We start from the raw sequence: 558 nt of genomic DNA, 5'->3' as shown, positions 1-558 counted from the left end.
CCGTTGCCCCAATGCCAGCCAAGCTTCTTGCGCGGGTGGGTTGCAGTTCTACGGTCTGACTTGGCACCGAGCAGCTTCCTTCGACTCTGGTCACCCTCGTGTTAAGGCGGATGTAGTTAATGATCCGGCTGGATCCCGACGTTGTCTTTGTGAAGAACCAGAACTGAACTACATCGTTGGATTTTCCGTTAACCAACTCTGGGGTACTGTCCCTCAGCAATTGAATTTCGATGGGCGAAGAGAATGTGATGGGCGACTGATCTTCATTCAACCTTGTCTGAGGTTGCCCATTGACGAGGACTTGCATCCCCAAGCCTTTGATTTCCGTGACAACGGTCGGCCCACCACGCGCATGTCTTTTAGACCCAGCTGGTGCATCTTCATTAGTCGCTCCCCAATATGCACGGTTGTCTTGGAACCGCGTGCCTTGCGCATCGGCCTATTGCACGCTCCCTCCACCGGAATTTGATACACGTCTCAGTCGTTAGGAGATAGCCAGAATGCGCGCGGCTATTGCAAACACAGCGCTATGCGGGAACCTGCGATAACGGCTGGGCA

1 pseudogene is annotated in these 558 nt (G+C 53.9%); it reads right to left on the bottom strand.

Annotated features, from left to right (window positions below):
• A pseudogene (locus tag FUT88_RS26465) lies at positions 1-307 on the bottom strand (type 1 fimbrial protein); the annotation flags it as partial.
• Between the last annotated feature and the right edge of the window lie 251 nt (positions 308-558).

Origin of the sequence: Ralstonia sp. TCR112 (assembly GCF_007997035.1) — a bacterium.
GTDB lineage: Bacteria > Pseudomonadota > Gammaproteobacteria > Burkholderiales > Burkholderiaceae > Ralstonia > Ralstonia edaphi.
This window is presented reverse-complemented; position numbering and strand designations above follow the sequence as displayed.